Raw genomic sequence first — 18,795 nt, forward strand, 5'->3', positions numbered from 1 at the left:
GAGTTTTGCCAAAGCTGATATAGCAATTAATTTATACAGAATGAGTTTTTAACGTCGGAACGCGCTTGAGCTAGTTGCGTTCGATTTTTCGGATCGAAAGTCGATGGATCCGATAGCTCGAATCAAATTGCCGAAAGGCGAAACCGGGATAATCGAAGCTGAAACTGTTGCAGCACCGATCGGCATCTGATGCATGATCGGTTCGGCCCGTTGCACCTCCAGCCGCCAATCCAGGTGCCAGGCGGTGGTGATCTTGCGTTCCACCGTCCCGACGGCCGGCGTATAGGCCGTCACATCGGCGGGGCAACTCCCGCCCGGCGCAATGCCCTCGATGCGCGCCGTTTCGAGGTTCAGGCTCAGGTCATAGGCATGGCAACTCGTATTGCCATATAGATCCCCCAGTTCGCTTTGCGATCTTCATTGGCTGAGTGTTCGCCGAAGTGACACTCACCTTCTGAATGTGTTTCGACAGGTATGCTCGAAGAGCGCTACGCAGTCGCTCGTCAGGTTCGCCGATTGAATATCACGCTAATCACAGAAGTCTGTGACAAATTACCCAAACCGCCGTTATTTTTTCAGAAAGGTGCGGGCGGCAACCCGGACCGATCGCTTGACCGTAGCCCTTTCGTAGCCTTTGCGTTGAGTGGATTTTGATTTCCAGCCTTTAACCTTTCATGCCAGAGCGCAGGCGTCTGCTAGGCATTGATGGTTAGAACACCATTCCGGGGTGTTGGCCCTGAAAATCCCCGGGTCGGCGGTGCGATTCCGTCCTTAACCGCTCCTGCTTGTGATTTGGCCATCAAGGGGATCGTCTGGTTAAGGTATACCCAACCGAGACGGTCAGGCTGAGACAGTTTTCCCGTCTCATTAGGGTTGGTCCGGACCATTTGGAACACCGCCAGTCCCTGGTCTAAACCCTACCGAGACAGTTGCAACTAATGTGGTCCTGAATTTGTGATGAATGCATTCCTAGCACGTTAGGATTTCAGTCCTCTCCTCTATAGATAGGCACGCCGAAAACCAAAAACTTTGTCCGGCCTCGGATGCCTAAAGTAAAGTCCATTCGGGAGCAGGGAGCATGATTCGACTCATATTCGAAAGCAGTGACCCGGGATACGCCATAACGCTTTGCCCAGCACCTTTATTCCGGATCGGTGGCACTCATCCGGTAAGGACCGGAAAAATCCGTCGTGGCGAGATACCGGAACCATTTCTGGGAAGTTCAGGAGCGGCACTTCACGCGCTACGATTGTCTGGATAGCGCATCGATCCATTTCGAGGATATTGCCGGCGATCCGTCGGAATCGTTCGGACCGGTTGTTCGTTTTTGGGGTGCCGACGGGGCGCTTTATGCGGAAAGAAATCTCTTCGCCAAATTCATGGAAGAATCCCAGCTCTGGCATTGTTATCCGACCGACACCTATTGGCCGATCATGGTGATTACCCAGGCCGACCGGGCCGATTAGTTTTTCTCCGGGCAAAAACTTCACATTCAGGCGGCGGTCGCAAATTTATAGGCTGTCGGAATTCTTGTGTCAGGGAGCTCCGTGGGCGCTAGCCATGCCGCAACTCGCAAGGGAGGTGGACTGAGTCGATGAGCCGCATCATGCCTTTACGACCGATTGCTGTATTCATCGCGGTTTTTCTCTTCGGTTGCGGGCGGCCGGATTCCGATTCGATCCGTATGACCGGCTGGATCGCGTCGCCGGTCGAAGAAAATCTCACGCGGACGTTCATAGACACGTTCGAGCAACGGCATCCCGGCCTTCCGGTCCGGTACGAGCCGATCACGGCCAATTATATGGACAAGCTGCTGCTCATGCTGGCCACCGGGACCGCGCCGGACGTGGTGATGATCGAAGCCTTCTGGATTCCGCTGCTGGTCGAGTACGACGTTTTGTTGCCGCTCGACGATTTTCTCGCCCGTGACCCTGGCTTTTTTCCGGACGACTTCGAGCCGATGCTGCTCGATGCATTTCGTTCCAAGGGTTCGCTCTACGGCTTGCCCAAGGATTATTCGACCCTGGCGCTTTATTACAATCCGGAGATGTTTGCCGTGGCTGGTCTCGCGGGAGTCCCGAAGACCTGGGACGAATTCGCCGAGTATGCCCGAAGGCTTACCCGCGATACCGACGGCGACGGCAGCGTCGACCAGTACGGATACAGCCATGCCGAGGATCTCGAATATTCGCTGCCTTTTGTCTGGCAGAACCGGGGCGACTATATCGATGCGCAAGGCCGAATCGCTTTCGACGATCCCGCCTTCGCGGAGGCGCTCAGTTTCCTTCAGCGGATGAAGACCGACGGCATTGCCGTCATGCCCTCGGACGTCGGGGCGGCCTGGAGCATGGACGCCTTCGGCCGGCGGCGCGTCGCCATGGCGATCTCGGGACTCTGGGCGGCGAATTTCCTGAACGAGACCTATGCGAGCACCCCGTACCGGGCCGCGCTGCTGCCGGTCGGAAAACAGGCGGCTTCGGTCGCGTTCGTGGCCGGCTACGCCATTCCCAAACGGACCCGAAACCCGGACCGGGCGTGGCTGCTACTCCGCTATCTCACCGGCCGCGAAGGCGGGCGCATTTGGGTCAAATCCGATGTCGGGCTGCCGGCGCGGCGCTCGGTCGCACGGGAGTCGGCGATCGAGGCCGATCCCTTGAAGCGGGTTTTCCTGCAAAGCCTCGATCACGCGCGGATCTGGCAATTTCGGGTGAACCAGCGCGTCCTGGACGAAACCCAAAGCGCGCTGCAAGCCATCTTTCTCACCGGCGCGGATGTTCAATCGACACTGGACGATTTGAAACGCCGGGTGGACTGGGGCAGTGCCGTTAAATTCAGCCGTATCTCGTCATTCCGGCAGGGATTGCCGGACCAATCCGCCGGGAGCGGATTGGCACTGGCCCAAAGGGTGCCGGGCAGGACAGCCCGGCATGACAAACCGGCAGGACAGCCGGTTTGCACGGCGAGAGCCGCCCAAAGGGTGCCGGGCAGGATAGCCCGGCATGAATCCAGAAGCCAGGGATGGTTTCGACCTGAATCACATCCTTGTGCTCTGGATGCCGGCATTCCTTGCCGGCATGACGACTTAACAAAAAACGGTATTCCAGAACGAGGAGGGCGGCTTCAGGCCGACGCTCAACGCTATGAATTGCAAAATCGGCCCGAGGCGTCACGCTGATATGCAGGAGCGCCGTCGCGAGGCCTGGGCTGCTTATTTCTTTCTGTTTCCGGCACTTGCCGTTCTTTCGCTGTTCGTGTTCGGCCCCCTGATTTTTATCTTCGTCGTCGCCTTTTTCGACTGGAATCTTTTTCGGCCCGAGCAGCATTTCCGCGGCGTGGCGAATTTCGTCGAACTGGCGGGCGACGAGCTGTTTTTCACCGCTCTGCGCAATACGGCGGTCTATGTCCTCGGCGTCGTGCCGGCCCAGACTTTGTTGGCCCTGTTGCTGGCACTCGCCGTCAATCAGAACATTCCCGCCCGGGGATTTTTTCGGGCGGCGTTTTACATCCCGGCCATCACCTCCTCGGTAGTGACGTCCATCATCTTTCTGTGGATCTACTCGAAACCGGGTTTGCTCAATTACGTCCTGTCGCAGTTCGGAATCGTGGGCCCGGACTGGATCGGATCGCCCAAATACGCGCTCGGCGCTATCATGGTGCTCAACGTCTGGTCGACCTCGGGCTATTTCATGGTGGCGTTTCTGGCCGGACTCCAAAGCATCCCGGCTTCGCTCTATGAAGCCGCCCGGATCGACGGCGCGAGTCCCTGGGCGCGCTTCCGGCATATCACGGTGCCGGGGCTCAAGCCGACGCTGTTTTTCGTGGTGACCCTGGGGATCATCGGCAGCTTCCAGGTGTTCGATCAAATCTACATGATGAGCGCGGGCGGACCGGTCAACGCCACCACCACGCTCAGCTATTTCATTTATAACAGCGCCTTCCGGTATTTCCGCTTCGGCTATGCCGCGGCGGCGGCCGTGGTGCTGTTCGCGATCATACTGCTCGTCACCCGGATGCAGCGGAAGATCGTCCGTCCGGAAGCGCCGTGAACAGATCTCGGACCGTTCGAAACGCAATCCGGAGGTCGGCCGTCCTTGCGCTCTTGCTTGCGGCCACCGGCATTTTCACGCTCCCCTTTATTTGGTCCCTGTCCATCTCGTTTCAACCGCCGGGAGATGTTTTCAGTTGGCCGATCGAGCTCATTCCTGACGAGTTCACCTTGCAGAATTATCGGCGGCTCTGGACCGAAATTCCGTTCGCCCGGTGGCTGCTCAACAGCGGCGGCGTCGCGTTGGCGGTGACGCTGGCGAACCTTTTCTTCGACGCCCTCGCGGGCTATGCCTTCGCCCGCTTGCGCTTTCCGGGGCGGAACGTCCTATTCGCCCTGTTGCTGGCGACGCTGATGGTGCCCGCTCATGTAACCCTGGTGCCCAAATTCATGCTCTTGAATGCCCTGGGTCTGGTCAATACCTATACCGCGCTGGTCGCGCCGGCCATGGTTCAGGTGGTCGGCATTTTCCTGATGAAGCAGTTTTTCGAGTCCATCCCCAAGCAGCTGGAAGAGGCGGCCCGCATCGACGGCTGCAACCGATTCCAAGTGTTTTGGCGGGTGGTGTTGCCGGCGTCCCGGCCCGCGCTGGCGGCGCTGGGCATCTATACCTTCCAGGGCAATTGGAACGAATTCCTGTGGCCGCTGGTCGTGACCACCACCAGCGACCGGTTCACCCTTCCGGTCGGCCTCGCCATGTTCCGCTACGAATTCAGGGTCGAATGGACCATGCTGATGGCGGGCGCCGTGCTCATCGCCCTTCCGACACTAATCATATTCCTGGTCTTCCAGCGCCTTTTCATTCAGGGCATCGCCACGAGTGGATTGAAAGGGTGAACACTAGAGCGTGGAGCTAGAGCGTTTTCTGGTTTGGCGTAGCGCCCCGAAGGTGCAGTAGATACCGTCTTAGAAATCACGATGCAAGCCCATGATTGGGATCGAACGGTCGGCCGGACTTAAGGACGCCGTAGGCCAGGACGAGGAGCTTGCGCATGGCGGCGCCGACGATGAGTTTGCCGTTCTTGCCTTGGGCCTTGAGGCGCTCGCAGAAGGCCCGGATCGGCGGATTATGGCGCCAGGCGACGATGGCCGGCAGGTAAAGGGCCTTGCGGAGCAGGGCATCGCCGGTCTTGGACAGGCGGGTATGGCCTTTCCACTTCCCGGACTGGTGCTCTTTGGGCGAGAGCCCGGCAAAGGCGGCGACGCTGCGCGCGTTTTCGAAGCGGTGAACGTCGCCCAGGGCGGCCAGCAGCACCGGGATGGTGGCGTCGCCCAAACCGGGGATGGTGTCGAGCAGGTCACGCCGTTGCCGGAGGTCCGGATCGTGGTCGATGTGCTCCCGGATGCGTTGTTGGGTAGCGGCGATCTCGGCGTCGAGGGTGGCGAGCACGGCTTCGATGGAGGGGCGTACGGTGGGGTCGGCCCCGTCCAGGCGGTTTTTTTCCATCTGCCGCATCTCGAGGAGGCTCTCGAGCCGACGCACTAAGGCTTGTAATGGGCGCACGGCCGGCGGAGGCGGCTGCCAGAGCAGCGGCCGTTGGCTGAGACAGAAGCGGGCGATGCGCTTGGCATCGCTTTTATCGGTCTTGGTGCGGCTCAGTTCGGCGTGGCCGAAGGCGTGGATTTGGGCGGGGTTGACCACGCTGACGGCGAGGCCGTGGTCGACCAGGAACAGGGCCAAGCCCTCACCATAGCGGCCGGTGGCCTCCAGGCACACGTGGGGCGTTGGGAAGGCTTGCAGCCAGGCCAGGAACGCCCTAAACCCTTCGGGCGTGTTCTGGAAGACCTTGGTTTTGTACTTGCCGTTGCGTAGCGCGGCGGCGTCGAACTTGGCTTTGGCGATGTCGATCCCGATGGGGCTGAACGTCATAGGGTCTCCTGGGTCTGCGTTGACGATGGGGCAAAGTGCTGACCGATCGAAACCGCTCCTGCCGGGTTCAGCCTTATCCATCCAGGGTGTTGCCCAAGGCCGCCCTACGATACCGTTCGAACTCTATGGCGAGGAAGGGACGCTGGGGGACGATCTACGGCGCGGGCTTCAGGCCCAAGGTCGGCAACGTCTTGCCCAGCGTCTGGGTCCGATGATCAGTCGGAGATTCTGCCTCTTGTGGAATCCAGAATCGAGATATAAGGTCGGCAATCCGTTGCCGACACATTGGGGCGGTGAGGGGCTTTGTCGGCAAAGGATTGCCGACCTACCAAGTTCCCGATTCTCACCGCTAAACTGCGGTGAAAAACGCTCTAAGTACATCCCATAAAGTTCTGCGGAAAGGGCGTACACTGGTGGCATGAAAGCCATCCTGATCCCCCCGTTGGGCAAAGCGCAACAGAGTGAGTTAGACACCCTGTATCGAAAGACCAAGGACCCACGACTCCGAACTCGTGCCCAGATGGTCTTGCTCTCGGCCGAGCGGGGTCTCAAAGCGCTGGAGATCGCGGGGATCGTGCGGGAGAGCGAGGACACCGTGGTGCGGTGGCTGAAACGGTATCAGAGCGAAGGCGTGGACGGGCTGAAAGATGCGCCGCGAGCGGGACGGCAAGCCAAAGTGACGGCGGCGTATCGGGCCGCCCTGGTGGCGGCGGTACGGCGCCGTCCGCGCAGTTTGGACCTGCCGTTTTCCATATGGACCCTGCAACGGCTGGTGGATTACCTGGCCGAGCAAACCGGGATTCGCATCGCTCTGGAAACCCTGCGCCAAACCTTGAAGCGCGAAGGGATTGTGCTCAGTCGTCCGCAGCATAAGATCAGCAGCCCTGATCCAGACTATGCGGTGAAAAAAAAGCGGTCGAAGACACCCGCGATCACTTGAAACCGGGCGATGTGTTTTACTACGCCGACGAGTTTAACCTCAGTTGGCTGCCTACCTTGACGGCGTTGTGGAGCCCGGTAGGCCAGCAAATTATGATTCCGACCCCAGGTCAGCCTAAGAAGCGCTATGGGTTGGGAGCGGTGAATTACCATACCGGTGAAACCGTGGTCTTATTCAAACGACACAAGCGCCGTCGGGAGGTGGCCGAACTGCTGCAAGCCATAGTGGACCAGCATCCCACGGGGACGATTTACGTCGCGTGGGACAATGCCGACACGCATCAAGACGACGAGATCGAAGCGGTCGTGCGCGGAGCCGCCGGGCGACTGGTCCTGCTGTACTTGCCGACCTATAGCCCTTGGCTCAACCCGATCGAGATGCTGTGGCGCCATTTCCGCCGCGAAGTGACCCATTGCGAACTCTTCGAGACGGTGGCCGCCTTGCTCCAAGCCGCCCGCGAGTTCTTCGACCGTCACAACCGCTCTCCACAGCTGGTGCTCTCGATTATCGGTTCCTATGCCGCAAAAGTTTCATGAATGTACTTAGAGATTCGGATGCGCGGTAGGCGGGCAGGCGAACAAATCGATCCGCATGTCATCGGAATCTGGAATGCCGAGACCCGGAAAGACGGTCCTCCGACTTTTACCGCGCAGTCACCCCAACAGGGTGTTGGTCGAGGCCAACACATTAACAATCCTTGATTTTTAATGAGATACGGCATTTTTCCGGAAATGCCGTTCGGCTGGGCAAACGGTGCCGGTTTCTTTCCATAGCTGTATATGCCAGATAAGTGACTGAAAAATAGAACAATATTTGTGCTGGCATGATTCCTCCCTTGTATTCGGCACCGGGCTCACGGTCACGCGGATCACATCGAGCCCAACACGCCAGGCGTTTCGAAAAATGAAAATACTCGGGAGGATTTATGTCGATTTACCAAGTCTCCAAATTTGCCGAGAACCCGGAGCCGTTGTTCAGCTTCCGAAGGTTTCTTGAAAATACCGCCAATCTCGGCCTCGTTCTGCCGTTCGGCGCGGCCAGCGTCACGTCGGTGGTGTCCCTGGCCCATACCGGCGAGATTTCGCTGCCTCTCGCCTCGTCCGCATTTCTCTGTGTGTATTCCAGTTATTTGATCGATCATCTCGCCGATGTCGGCAGGCTGGATGGAAACCTGGAGTCGACGCGCACCAAGACCCTTTCGAGAAAATCGCTGTTTACCGCCTTCGGCGTGGCCGCATTCGTAGCCGCCGCGGGCATAGCCTTGGTTTTCTCCGGCCTGGAAGCGTTTTTATTGCTCCTCTGTTTTCCTTTGGCGGTGGCCCTGTACGGAACCTCACTGTTCGGGACACTGGCCGGCGAACTTCTACCCTATTGGCGACTGAAAGACATTCCAGGCATCAAGGCCTTTTACACGGCATTCTTCTGGGGCCTTTTGATGCTCTATGCTTCCCGTTTCGTCGATGCTCAGGATTTGCGCCAAACCGTATTTTTCTTCGTTTACATGATGCTTTCCGACTTCGTGAATACCGTCTTTTGCGACTTCAAAGATCTGGCGCGTGATCGGGTGGAAGGCGTCAAGACCCTGCCCCTGCTGCTGGGCGTGGCGAGGACGAGCAAGCTTATTCAAGCGGTGAACGGCATTGCGCTCATGGTATTGGCAGTGTCCGTCCATCTGCAGTGGATTCCGGCCTGGATGTTGGCATTGGCGCCGGTTCACCTCTATGTCCGGGCAATCGTCGATCATGGCCAAAAGCTGGTAGCCGCCGACGGCAATCCCGGCGATGCGGCGATGGATGCCGAATTCCTCCTGTGGTTGCCCCTGGTCTTGGGCGGGTTGGCGCTAGGCCTGTGAACGACGGCTCCGACACTTCCAAAGGTACCCAGCCATGACGCCACAACAAGAACTCATTTTCCAGATTTCAGCCACGGCATCGATGACCCTATGGATTGCCGCCTATATCCTCATCATCCGCCGCGGCTTCAAGGATCGAACGTATGGCATGCCGTTCGCGCCGATGTGCGTGAACGTCTCCTACGAATTCATTTTCGGCTTCGTTTATCCGGATATCCCGCCGGTGAATTACGCGAATATCGCTTGGTTTTTCATCGATCTGGCCATCGTCTATCAATATCTGCGGTTCGGGCGGGAAGAATTTCCTGCTGTGTTTCCAAAGCATTCGTTTGTCCCGGCTTTCGCCCTGGGGCTGGTGACGGCGTTTTTCGGGGTTATCGCTATTACCCTGGAATTCAAGGACTTTCATGGGAACTACACGGGATGGGGAGATCAGCTGCTGATTTCCATAACCTACCTGTATCTGTTGGCCCGCCGCGGAAGCACGCGCGGCCAATCGGTCTATATCGTCCTGACGCGGATGTTCGGTTCGATTGTTCTGATTCCCGCGCAGTATGTCCAAACCCCCGAGTCGATTCTCCTGCCGTTTTTGTATGCGGGATTCATCGTGTTCGACGCGATATACCTTTTCTTGTTGGTTAGGCAGTGTCGTTCGGAGGGGATTAATCCTTGGGCGCGGGTTTAAGCTTCGTAGAGTGGAACGGGTTAGGTCTTATCGACCCGGTTTTTCCGGCGCAGCTTTCAGGAAGCAGTTGTTTGGATATGGATTCCGCCGATCATTGACCTTGGGTGTCCGTGTATACGACCATATACAGTTGATAAGAAAAGTTATCGCTTTTGCCACTGTCAAGTGGTCCAAGTCGAGCGGTCAAAAATCGGGCGGGTCAACCGCCCGTTTCCGTGTTTGTCCATGTGACGGCCGGTTGCTGCAAGAAGCGGTCTTCAAACGTCACGAGCGATGTCAGGACAAGGCGCGAAAGGGCGACCCGAAGCCGCGGGACCCGCGGACGAAACGGCCGTTAGCCTGGCCCGCAGTAGTTTGAAGACGGCTTCTTAGACTGTTAGGGGGAAAACGTCCGGAGTAGCAGGTCCATGGCTTGCCTTCACGGGCGCGCAGTCGGAAAAGAACAATTAAAAGGCAATACGGCACTGATGGCAGTTCGTCACAGCATCCGGAGTCGGACCAGAACACTCTTTCGGAAAGCTTTTCTTTCAGCTCTTGACGGCAACGCTTGCTCTCGGCGAGTGATTCTTGCCGGGGTACTGTCCGGCGTTTTGGCTCCGCAGACGGCCTCTGCCGATGCCTTTCCCGGCGATCTGCTGCTCTTTCCCGAGCTCACCAGTCTCCATCGCTTCGATCTTCAAGACGGTTCCAGCCTGAAGAACTATTGGATCAATCCGGGGCTGAATCTCTTCTACGGCTTGGATCAAGGCCGGTTCCGCTTCCTGCTGGAGTGGCTGGTGGACCGCTCCGCGCAGGAGGTCCAGAGGTTGCAGCTCGGCTGGCGCTGGCAGGACACCACGTTTTGGGTGGGCCGCTTTCACAATCCCATCGGCTACTGGAACATCCATTTTCATCACGGGGCTTACATGATGACCAGCATCACCCGTCCCGGTGTGATGACTTACGAAACGTCCGGCGGCCCGCTGCCGATGCATGTCACCGGGCTTTACGTCGAAGGGGTTCGGGAACTCGGGGATTCCAGTCTCTATTACGTTCTGAATGCCGGAGTGGGTCCGGACCTCGAGAAGAAGCGGCTGGACGCGTTCGACGTTCTGGACCCGGAAGGTACGCGGCTCCCGGCCGTGACTTTGCGCCTCGGATATCAGCCGGTCAGCTTCGGTTCCGACGAGATCGGTTTTTCCTTCAGCTATACCGAAATATCCGGCCGCCGGATCGGCGTGGACCGAATCAATCAGATCGTGGCGGGCGTCTTTGCCAATTGGCGATCGGAGAATCTCGGCTTCCTGGGCGAGGCCTTTTACATCCATAACGATTTCACGGGCGGCGCTTCGGAACCCGAATCCGACGTGCTGAACCTCTACGGGCAGGCGGAATGGCGGGTGGCCGACGATCTGACCTTGTACAGCCGGATTGAAGGCACGTTCAACGATAACGGCGACTTGTACTTCGATCATTTTCGAAACTTCGTGCGTGATCGATACATGGGCGGCGTACGCTACGAACTGCCCTACAAGATGGCTCTGAAACTCGAGCTTTCGCGCGAGCACACGAGGGATGACGCCTTCGGGCAGGTGGGGCTCCAATGGAGCGCGGTGTTCCCCTAGCCATGTCCAAGCTGTCGTTCCTGATCCTGTTGTTATCGCTCGCGTCCAGCGCGCTGGCCATTGAGGCCGACGGCTTGCGCGAACTCGTTCTCGCCGCAAGTTCCCAGTCGAACATTCCCAAGCTTTCGCTGCAGGAGACCCGGAAGCTTTATCTAGGCGTACCGGTCGAGAAGAACGGCAAGACCATCAAACCTCTGCTGAATGTCAGCGAGTCCCTGCTGTTCGAAGTATTTTTGCAGAAGGTCACCTTCATGTCCTCCGACGCCTACGAGAAACAGGTTCTGGCGATCGTATTCCGCCTCGGCGGCCGGAGGCCCCAGGCTTTTCACGATAGACAGACCCTGAACGCCGCCTTGCTGGAACATCCGGATTCGGTGACGTTCATGTGGGCCAAGGATTTGGATCAGTACAGAGGGCTGAAACCTATTAACACTCTATGGGCGGGGTCTGCCGATTGAAACGTTTCTTCCATAGCTTCAACGGGCGCCTGCTGCTGTCCATCGTAGGCGTTCATATCATGCTGGTGCCCCTGTTGCTGTTCGGGGTTTATTTGATCGCAAAGCCTGGTGTCGAGCGGCAATTCGTCAATCAGGTGCGCTCGGATGCATTGCTTTTCGGCAATTTGATCGGTTCTCGGCTGACGACGGGGGATACGGCGGAAATCGCGGCGCTCATGGGCGAGTTTCTGTTGAACGGCCGGCTGATTTTTGCCGAGGTGCAGATGGGCGACCGGATAATACCGCCCAATATCCCGCTGGCCACACAAGAACCTTTCAACGAGGATTTCTTCTTCGGACAGCATGAGGATGGCATTTATTTCATCGCGGTGCCTTTGACCGAAGGCGATGCCGGCGGACAGCCGGTCTTGCGTCTGGGTTACGACGAAACCCCGGTCCGGCAGGAGCTCATGTCCCTGTACCGCCGCGGCATTTATCTGGTGGCGGCTTATCTGGGCCTGACCCTGATCGTCGTAGCCTTGTTGGGAAGGCGCCTGGTTCGGCCGCTGGAAATTCTTCGGCGGGAGGCGGATCAGATCACGGCCGGCGACCACGGCACCGAGTTCGGTACCCGTTCCGGAATCGCCGAAGTGGCCGCGTTGGCGGAGAATCTCGAACGGATGCGACAGGGCCTCATTCATGCGCGCGACGCGGCCCTTCAGGCGGCGCTGACGAAGAGCGAATTCCTGGCCAACATGAGCCATGAAATCCGCACGCCCATGAACGGCGTCATCGGCATGCTGGAACTGGCCTTGCGCACCGAACTCACGCCGCAGCAGAAAGACTATCTCATCATGGCCAGTTCATCCGCCGAATCCCTGCTGCGCCTGCTGAACGACATACTCGATTTTTCGAAGATCGAGGCACGAAAGCTGGAGCTCGAGTGCATCCAGTTCGATTTGCGCGACGCCGTGGGCGACACACTGAAGCTGCTGGCGCCCCAGGCTCATGCCAAAGGCCTGGAGCTGACTTATCTCATCGATCCCCAGATACCCGACATCGTTTCCGGAGACGTCGGCCGTTTGCGGCAGATTCTCATCAATCTGGTGAGCAATGCCATCAAGTTCACGCCGCAGGGCGAGATCGTGGTGCGGGTCGAGTCCGGATGCGACCGCTGTGCCGACAGCATCTGTCCCCGCTTCTCGGTGAGCGATACCGGTGTCGGAATCCCAGCGGACAAGCAAACGGTGATCTTCGACGCGTTTACCCAGGCGGATGCCTCTTCCACGCGCATGTTCGGCGGAACCGGGCTGGGATTGGCGATTTCCTCGCGCCTGGTGAATCTGATGCGGGGGGGCATGGGCCTCGAAAGCGAAGTAGGCCGCGGCAGCACCTTTTATTTTACGGTTCCGTTAAAAGTACCGTCGGAAACGGCGCCGGGCCCCCGGCAAAGATCCTTCGATCTGCACGGGGTCAAAGTCCTGGTGGTGGATGATCATCCGGTCAACCGCTACATTTTCATGGAGATGCTGACGCAGTGGGGCATGAGCCCGGTACAGGCCGATTCCGGCAAGGCCGCGCTGCACGAGATCCAGCGGGCCAACGAGCAAGGGGCGCCGTTCCGGTTGATCCTGCTGGACGCCATGATGCCCGAGATGGACGGTTTCGAGGTGGCCGCCCACATCAAGGCGACGCCCAGCACGGCCCTGACCACCATCATGCTGCTGTCCTCGGCGGACCGCGGCGGCGACTTCGAACTTTCCCGCCGCTTGGGCATTTCGCGATTTCTTCGAAAGCCGGTCAAGTATTCGGAGCTGATGGAGGCGATCCAGGCTGCCCTGGACGAGTCGGAAGCCGCGCCCGTTACGCCCGAAGTGTTGCCGGCATCGCCGTTCCGTGCCGTGCAGCGCGGGCTGCGCATCCTGGTGGCCGAGGACAATCCGGTCAACCAGAGGCTGGTGCAGGCCTTGCTGGAAGACCGCGGGCATTCCGTGCTGATGGCGGGCAACGGCGAGGAAGCCTTGCGCTTGCTCGAGCGGGAATCCTTCGACGCGGTGCTGATGGACGTGCAAATGCCGGTGATGGACGGCTTGCAGGCCACGGCCGCGATTCGGGAGCGGGAACGGGACACCGGCCGCCATGCCTACATCGTGGCGATGACGGCTCACGCGCTCAAAGGCGACAAGGAACGTTGCCTCGCGGCCGGCATGGACGCTTATGTATCCAAACCCATACGCGAGGCGGAATTGCTGGCGGCCGTCGAACGCTGGAACGAGGAGCCGGCATCTTCCGACACTCAAGGGGCATCCGCCATGTCGTCCGACCAACCCCCGTTCGATCTCTCCGAAGCCTTGGCCCGGGTCCGCAACCGGCGGCCTCTGCTGCGCAGTATGGCCGAAATCTTCATCGGACAATCCGATGATCTGCTGGACCAATGCGAGGCGGCCGTCGAAAGCGCCGACGGACCCACCCTGGAGAGGGCCGCTCATACGCTCAAGAGCTCGACGGCGAGTTTTTGCGCAGCCACCGTGTCGGAGATCGCCCAACGGCTCGAGAATGCCGGCCGCACCGCCGAGTTCGGGAATGCGAAGGCGGATTTTCAGGTATTGAAATCCGAAATGGGCCGGCTGCTCCCCGCCTTGAAGCGGTTCCTGGACGAGCCGGACCCGCCGGCCTGAGGCTCGAAAAGCCACAAAAGCACCCTCTCCCTCTGGGATAAATCGGCAGGACTGCCGATTTGCACGCGCGAGCGCCGCTTGCGGAGTGATTGGGTTGGGGTGAGGGCGATTCAAACAGGCTTTACTTGCTTTACGCACAGCAAATGTCATCCGAAAACGCTGTCAAGGTGCCGCTGAGCGCGGCGCTTGTTTTAGAGCGGGGAGCCGCCCCGCATGCGGGATACTTTCTTTTGCTTGGCCAAAAGAAAGTATCCAAAGAAAAGGCCACCCGACGAGCGCCCTGGTCCTGCGCGTTTCGCCCGGCGCCGGGGGCGACCGAAGGCACGTCCGTGTGCCTCGGTCGCCGCACGCGATCCATCGCGTGCTCCTGGGACAGATCCGGTGCCGGGCTCCAATGCTCGGGGGCGCTCGAACGGGACTGGGAAGACGTATAGCGCCCGCTACCGCGGGCACTATACAAAATCAGCAATGCTCTTACTGATGGAATTGCCGGATATGACCCGCAACACGGAACGAAAACCCCTGGTTCTCATGGTGGACGACAATCCGGTGAACCTCGCCGAGTTGTACGATTTGCTTACGGAGGCGCAATACGAGGTATCGATCGCGGAAAGCGGGGCCAGCGCCATCCTCCAGGCCGAGCGCGTGGTTCCCGATCTCATCCTGCTCGATGTGCTCATGCCGGGCATGAGCGGATTCGCCGTCTGCGCCAAGCTCAAGGAATCTCCGAAGACGGAATCCATCCCGGTACTCTTCATGACCGCCCTCGACGATACCGCCGACAAGCTGCAGGGCTTGCGGCTCGGAGCCGTCGATTACATCACCAAGCCCTTTCAGCACGAGGAGGTCCTGGCGCGGGTCAATACCCATTTGACGCTGGCGCGGCTCCGAAGCGAGCTGCAGGCCAGCCGGGAACGGCTTTCCCGGATCGTGACCTATGCGCTCGACGCCATCATCACGGTGGATGCGGAAGGCCGGATCGTCCTTTTCAATGCTGCGGCCGAAAAACTGTTGAAATGCCGGGAGAGCGAAGCCGTGGGGGGAGTCCTGGAGCGATTCCTGACGCCCGCGCTCAGGGAGCATCTTGGCCACTGCATGGACCACTCGTCGGACCAGGCGATCTGGCTGCCGGAAGGCGTCGGCATTCTGCGGGGCGACGGCGCGGAGGTGCCGATCGAAGGTTCGATATCGCGGGTGGAAGCCGGCGGCGAAAAGCTTTTCACCGTGATTCTGCGCGACGCCGGCGAGCGGCAGCGGCGCATGCAAGCGGAGGCGGAATGCCGGCAGCTCAAGGGCATCAAGCTTTACCTGGAAGAAGAAATCAAGGCCGCCCACAATCTGGACGAACTGATCGGCGGATCGGCGGCGCTGAAGCAGGTTGTGACGCTCATCAACCAGGTGGCCGAGACCGATTCCACGGTGCTGGTCACCGGCGAGACCGGCACCGGCAAGGAGCTCATCGCCCGCGCGATCCACAATCTCAGCAGCCGCAAAGCCAATGTGCTGGTCAAACTGAACTGTGCGGCCATTCCGGCCAATCTTGCGGAGAGCGAGCTGTTCGGGCACGAGAAAGGCGCCTTCACCGGGGCGCTGTCGCGCAAGCAGGGGCGCTTCGAACTGGCCGACGGGGGAACCCTGTTCCTGGACGAAATCGGGGAGTTGCCCCTGGATCTTCAGGCCAAGCTGCTGCGGGTATTGCAGGAGGGCGAATTCGAGCGGGTGGGCGGCACCCAGACGATCAAGGTCAACGTCCGCGTCATCGCGGCCACCAACCGCGATCTCGGCCGAATGTCCCGCGAGAACCAGTTTCGGGCGGATCTTTATTACCGGCTCAACGTGTTTCCCATCCATCTGCCCCCGCTTCGGGAAAGGGCGGACGACATTCCCTTGCTGGTCCGGCATTTCGTCCAAAAGTACGCCGCCCTGCTCGGCAAGCGGATCGAGACCGTGCCGCAGCCGATACTGTCGGCGCTTTGCGCCTATCCTTGGCCCGGCAATATCCGCGAGCTGCAGCACGTGATCGAAAGAGCCGTGATTCTGTCCGAAGGCGGCGAACTGGCGCCCATCGACTGTATTCAGCGTCCCACCGCGGAAACGCGGAACGGCGGCTTCGCCACCCTGGAAGAAGTGGAGCGGGCGCATATCCTCAAGGTGCTGGAGGCCACAAGCTGGCGGATCAGCGGCGAAAAGGGCGCGGCGGTGATCCTGGGTATGCCTTCGACCACGCTCCGTTCCCGGATGGAACGGCTCGGCATCACGCGGCACTCGACCACGGCCTGATGCAGGCCGAAATCATTGTGGTCGTAGGTCGGCAATGCTTTGCCGACACGTTGGCTTGGTAAGAACCTTTGTCGGGAAGGGATTCCCGACCTACTCGCTTAGTGTGGGAGCGGGCCGTACACCAATCCGGCAGCAGCTCTAAGAGCATTGCCTCACTCCCTCCTTGCCCTTTCGCCGGAAGCATGGAGCCGCTCCGCCGAATCGCCGTCGAACAGCCAGCATTGATTCCGGCCCGCCCGTTTCGCGAGATAAAGCGCTTGGTCGGCCTGCCGCAGCAAGCCATCATCGTCATCCCCCGCGCCGGCGAACAGGGTCACCCCGATGCTCGCGGAAATTGGAATGACATCGTCGACAACGGGGAAAGGCTTCGCCAGCGCGGCGAAGATGCGGGCCACGGTTTCGCGGCAATCCGCCGGGCCGCCGATGTCGTTCAGCAGCAGGGCGAATTCATCGCCGCCCAGCCGGGCCACGGTATCGCCTTCGCGCAGTTCCTCGCGGAGCCGCCTTGCGACTTCCACCAGCAGTCGATCGCCGGTTTCGTGCCCGAAGGTGTCGTTGATGAGCTTGAAGTCGTCGAGATCGAGATAGCAAACGGCGAGCTGGCGCTTGGAGCGCTGGGTTCTGCTCATGCGAAGCCTGTCCGCGAATAGGGCGCGATTGGGCAATTGGGTCAGATAATCGTAATAAGCCAGGCGTTCCAGGCTCTGCCGGCGTTCCACCTCTTGCGTGATGTCCGAGACCGTAACCAGGAAGCGCTGCAGGCCGCCCTGCGGGTTCCGCAAGGCTCGCACCGAGGTGTCGGTATAAATGAGCTGTCCGTTGCTGTGGACGAACCGTTTCTTGAAGCGGACGGTATCGATTTCCCCGTTCCAGAGACGTTCGAAATGGGCGAAGTCCTCGGCCAAGTCGTCGATATGGGTGATTTCCACCCAGCTCGTGCCGTTCAGCATTTCCTCGGAGTAGCCGAGCATTTCGCGAAACGCCCGATTGACCTTCACCCATCCTTGGGCAGGACTGAGAATCACCATTCCGGGCAAGCCGAATTCGAAGAAGCTTTCGTACTCGTTCTTGCAATGTGCGTGCGCGAATCCCGCAGTCTTCCGGAGGCGAACACGCGTTTCATGCTCGTCCGCCGTTCCGGCCGGATTCCGGGATGATCCGGCGGGAACTCCGCGAGTCGGCTCGCGCTCCATAGATCCGGCAGGTCTCCGCAACGGTTCCTCGGTCCCCAAGACCGGTTCGGAACGGGAAGCGAAAGCGGGTTGGACCGGTTTGCTTGCGATGAACCCGAAGGCCTCGACCACCGCCGGATCGCCAAGATATCGACATTCGATCATTTCTTTTTCCTTTCTGCTCGGTAGGGCGGAGCGGCGTCGGTTGATCAGGGCTTTGCGCCGTCGAACGAAATCCCCTCGACATAAAGCCCGGCCTTGAACGTCGGGCGCGAGTCGCCGCCCGACCCGCCAAGACCGTAATCGAGGGAATAGATGCCGAGATGGTCGAGACCGATGGTCAGAAGGGGAGTTCTCAGGTCCGGAGCGAGCAAGGTGATGCTTCCTTTGCGTTCCTTCGCATCGGACGAGTTGCCGCTCAGGACGAAATCCTGGTGCCACTCGATCAGTCCGCCCGAAGCCGCTTCCGGCATGGCAACGCTCAGGTTCGACACTTCCCGGCCGGCAAAATCGTATTCATACTCGCGAAACTCGCCTCTCTCCTGGAGCTTTCTCTTGACGGTCAAAGCACCGACGCCGATGGCTCTGGACATATCCAGCCCATCGATTTCCAACCGGAAGTTGGACTTCAGCATTCTTGACTGATTGACGGCGCGCTCCAGTCCCGCATAGCGCGCTCCGCCTTTTTGCCATTTGACATACGAGGGCCGTAGCTTGAGCGTGAGTTGCAGCTTCTCCCGCAAAGTCCTGTCCAGCGCCGGAATGCTTATCTCCGAAATCACGGCATTGAATAAGGTGGCTCGCCGCATTTCGTTTCCGTGGAGATCGAGGATGACGATCCCCGCATGAGCGGCATAGAAGTTCGAATGCAGACTGGCCTGGACCCAGTTGAGCAACTCGCCTTCCGGAGCCACGTCCAGCTTTACCGTCCAATCCTTGTACCGGGTTTCTCCCAGGACTTTGTTCGGAAACTGAGCCGGCCCGGCGGGTTGCGAGATGACCTGTCCGCTGGCTTCGCTCCCTTCGAACGAAGAGAGATAAGCGACTGGCTTGCCGTTCAATTCGAAGACATAGATGCCTGGCGAGTAAGATGCCGCCGCCGTGGCCCGCAGCGGAGAGAACAGTGCTGCCAGCATGCCCAGTAGGCTAAGGGCGTGCATAAAGAATGCGCGTTGCGTTTGAATGTTCATTGTCATTGTCCCTTTTCGGTGTTTATGAACTGCTAGTCCGCT

At 59.3% G+C, this 18,795-nt stretch carries 16 protein-coding genes; 12 read left to right on the forward strand and 4 right to left on the reverse strand.

Annotated elements, in window-relative coordinates:
* Positions 1 to 48 precede the first annotated feature (48 nt).
* Complete coding sequence (locus ACR2R1_RS17275) at positions 49 to 294, reverse strand: hypothetical protein (RefSeq protein WP_434111121.1); 246 nt, start codon at positions 292 to 294, stop codon at positions 49 to 51.
* 896 nt (positions 295 to 1,190) lie between these two features.
* Between ACR2R1_RS17275 and ACR2R1_RS17280 the strand changes: the two genes are divergently transcribed.
* The 4 genes from ACR2R1_RS17280 (at position 1,191) to ACR2R1_RS17295 (ending at position 4,882) form a co-directional block, all read left to right on the forward strand.
* The gene (locus ACR2R1_RS17280; protein ID WP_434111123.1) at positions 1,191 to 1,466 is read left to right on the forward strand and encodes a hypothetical protein; all 276 of its coding nucleotides are present in this window, start codon (positions 1,191 to 1,193) and stop codon (positions 1,464 to 1,466) included.
* A 140-nt stretch (positions 1,467 to 1,606) separates the two neighbouring features.
* Positions 1,607 to 3,175, forward strand: coding sequence for an ABC transporter substrate-binding protein (locus tag ACR2R1_RS17285; protein WP_434111125.1), 1,569 nt, complete (start codon positions 1,607 to 1,609; stop codon positions 3,173 to 3,175).
* Position 3,176: 1 nt separating this feature from the next.
* Positions 3,177 to 4,046: a carbohydrate ABC transporter permease gene (locus ACR2R1_RS17290; RefSeq protein ID WP_434111127.1), complete on the forward strand. Its 870-nt coding sequence runs from the start codon at positions 3,177 to 3,179 to the stop codon at positions 4,044 to 4,046.
* Positions 4,043 to 4,882, forward strand: coding sequence for a carbohydrate ABC transporter permease (locus ACR2R1_RS17295; protein WP_434111130.1), 840 nt, complete (start codon positions 4,043 to 4,045; stop codon positions 4,880 to 4,882). The genes ACR2R1_RS17290 and ACR2R1_RS17295 overlap by 4 nt, the downstream gene beginning before the upstream one ends.
* 76 nt (positions 4,883 to 4,958) lie before the next feature.
* On the opposite strand, the gene ACR2R1_RS17300 is transcribed toward ACR2R1_RS17295, so the two are convergent.
* Positions 4,959 to 5,915 carry an IS110 family transposase gene (locus ACR2R1_RS17300; protein ID WP_434111132.1) on the reverse strand — a complete coding sequence of 319 codons (957 nt, stop codon included), beginning with the start codon at positions 5,913 to 5,915 and terminating at the stop codon, positions 4,959 to 4,961.
* A 418-nt stretch (positions 5,916 to 6,333) separates the two neighbouring features.
* Here ACR2R1_RS17300 and ACR2R1_RS17305 point away from each other — a divergent pair, with 418 nt between their 5' ends.
* The 8 genes from ACR2R1_RS17305 to ACR2R1_RS17340 all read left to right on the forward strand — a co-directional run bounded on the left by ACR2R1_RS17305 (position 6,334) and on the right by ACR2R1_RS17340 (position 16,391).
* Positions 6,334 to 6,855: a helix-turn-helix domain-containing protein gene (locus tag ACR2R1_RS17305; protein ID WP_434111134.1), complete on the forward strand. Its 522-nt coding sequence runs from the start codon at positions 6,334 to 6,336 to the stop codon at positions 6,853 to 6,855.
* Positions 6,852 to 7,391, forward strand: coding sequence for an IS630 family transposase (locus ACR2R1_RS17310; RefSeq protein ID WP_434111136.1), 540 nt, complete (start codon positions 6,852 to 6,854; stop codon positions 7,389 to 7,391). The genes ACR2R1_RS17305 and ACR2R1_RS17310 overlap by 4 nt, the downstream gene beginning before the upstream one ends.
* A 389-nt stretch (positions 7,392 to 7,780) precedes the next feature.
* The gene (locus tag ACR2R1_RS17315; protein ID WP_434111139.1) at positions 7,781 to 8,707 is read left to right on the forward strand and encodes a UbiA family prenyltransferase; all 927 of its coding nucleotides are present in this window, start codon (positions 7,781 to 7,783) and stop codon (positions 8,705 to 8,707) included.
* Positions 8,708 to 8,741: 34 nt separating this feature from the next.
* Positions 8,742 to 9,392: a hypothetical protein gene (locus ACR2R1_RS17320; RefSeq protein WP_434111141.1), complete on the forward strand. Its 651-nt coding sequence runs from the start codon at positions 8,742 to 8,744 to the stop codon at positions 9,390 to 9,392.
* Between the two features lie 560 nt (positions 9,393 to 9,952).
* Positions 9,953 to 10,996, forward strand: coding sequence for a hypothetical protein (locus ACR2R1_RS17325; RefSeq protein ID WP_139841126.1), 1,044 nt, complete (start codon positions 9,953 to 9,955; stop codon positions 10,994 to 10,996).
* A 2-nt stretch (positions 10,997 to 10,998) separates the two neighbouring features.
* A complete protein-coding gene (locus ACR2R1_RS17330; protein ID WP_434111143.1) occupies positions 10,999 to 11,454 on the forward strand; it encodes a hypothetical protein in 456 nt (151 codons plus the stop codon).
* Positions 11,451 to 14,111, forward strand: a complete 2,661-nt coding sequence (locus ACR2R1_RS17335; protein ID WP_434111145.1) for a response regulator — start codon at positions 11,451 to 11,453, stop codon at positions 14,109 to 14,111. Before ACR2R1_RS17330 ends, ACR2R1_RS17335 begins: the two co-directional genes overlap by 4 nt.
* 468 nt (positions 14,112 to 14,579) lie before the next feature.
* Positions 14,580 to 16,391: a sigma 54-interacting transcriptional regulator gene (locus ACR2R1_RS17340; RefSeq protein WP_434111148.1), complete on the forward strand. Its 1,812-nt coding sequence runs from the start codon at positions 14,580 to 14,582 to the stop codon at positions 16,389 to 16,391.
* A 152-nt stretch (positions 16,392 to 16,543) separates the two neighbouring features.
* Here the strand turns inward: ACR2R1_RS17340 and ACR2R1_RS17345 are convergent, their stop codons facing one another.
* Positions 16,544 to 17,728, reverse strand: coding sequence for a diguanylate cyclase domain-containing protein (locus tag ACR2R1_RS17345; protein ID WP_434111150.1), 1,185 nt, complete (start codon positions 17,726 to 17,728; stop codon positions 16,544 to 16,546).
* A gap of 44 nt (positions 17,729 to 17,772) precedes the next feature.
* Positions 17,773 to 18,753: a phage tail protein gene (locus ACR2R1_RS17350; RefSeq protein ID WP_434111152.1), complete on the reverse strand. Its 981-nt coding sequence runs from the start codon at positions 18,751 to 18,753 to the stop codon at positions 17,773 to 17,775.
* Positions 18,754 to 18,795: the final 42 nt, after the last annotated feature.

It is taken from the genome of Methylocaldum sp. GT1TLB (genome assembly GCF_051027445.1).
Taxonomy (GTDB): domain Bacteria; phylum Pseudomonadota; class Gammaproteobacteria; order Methylococcales; family Methylococcaceae; genus Methylocaldum.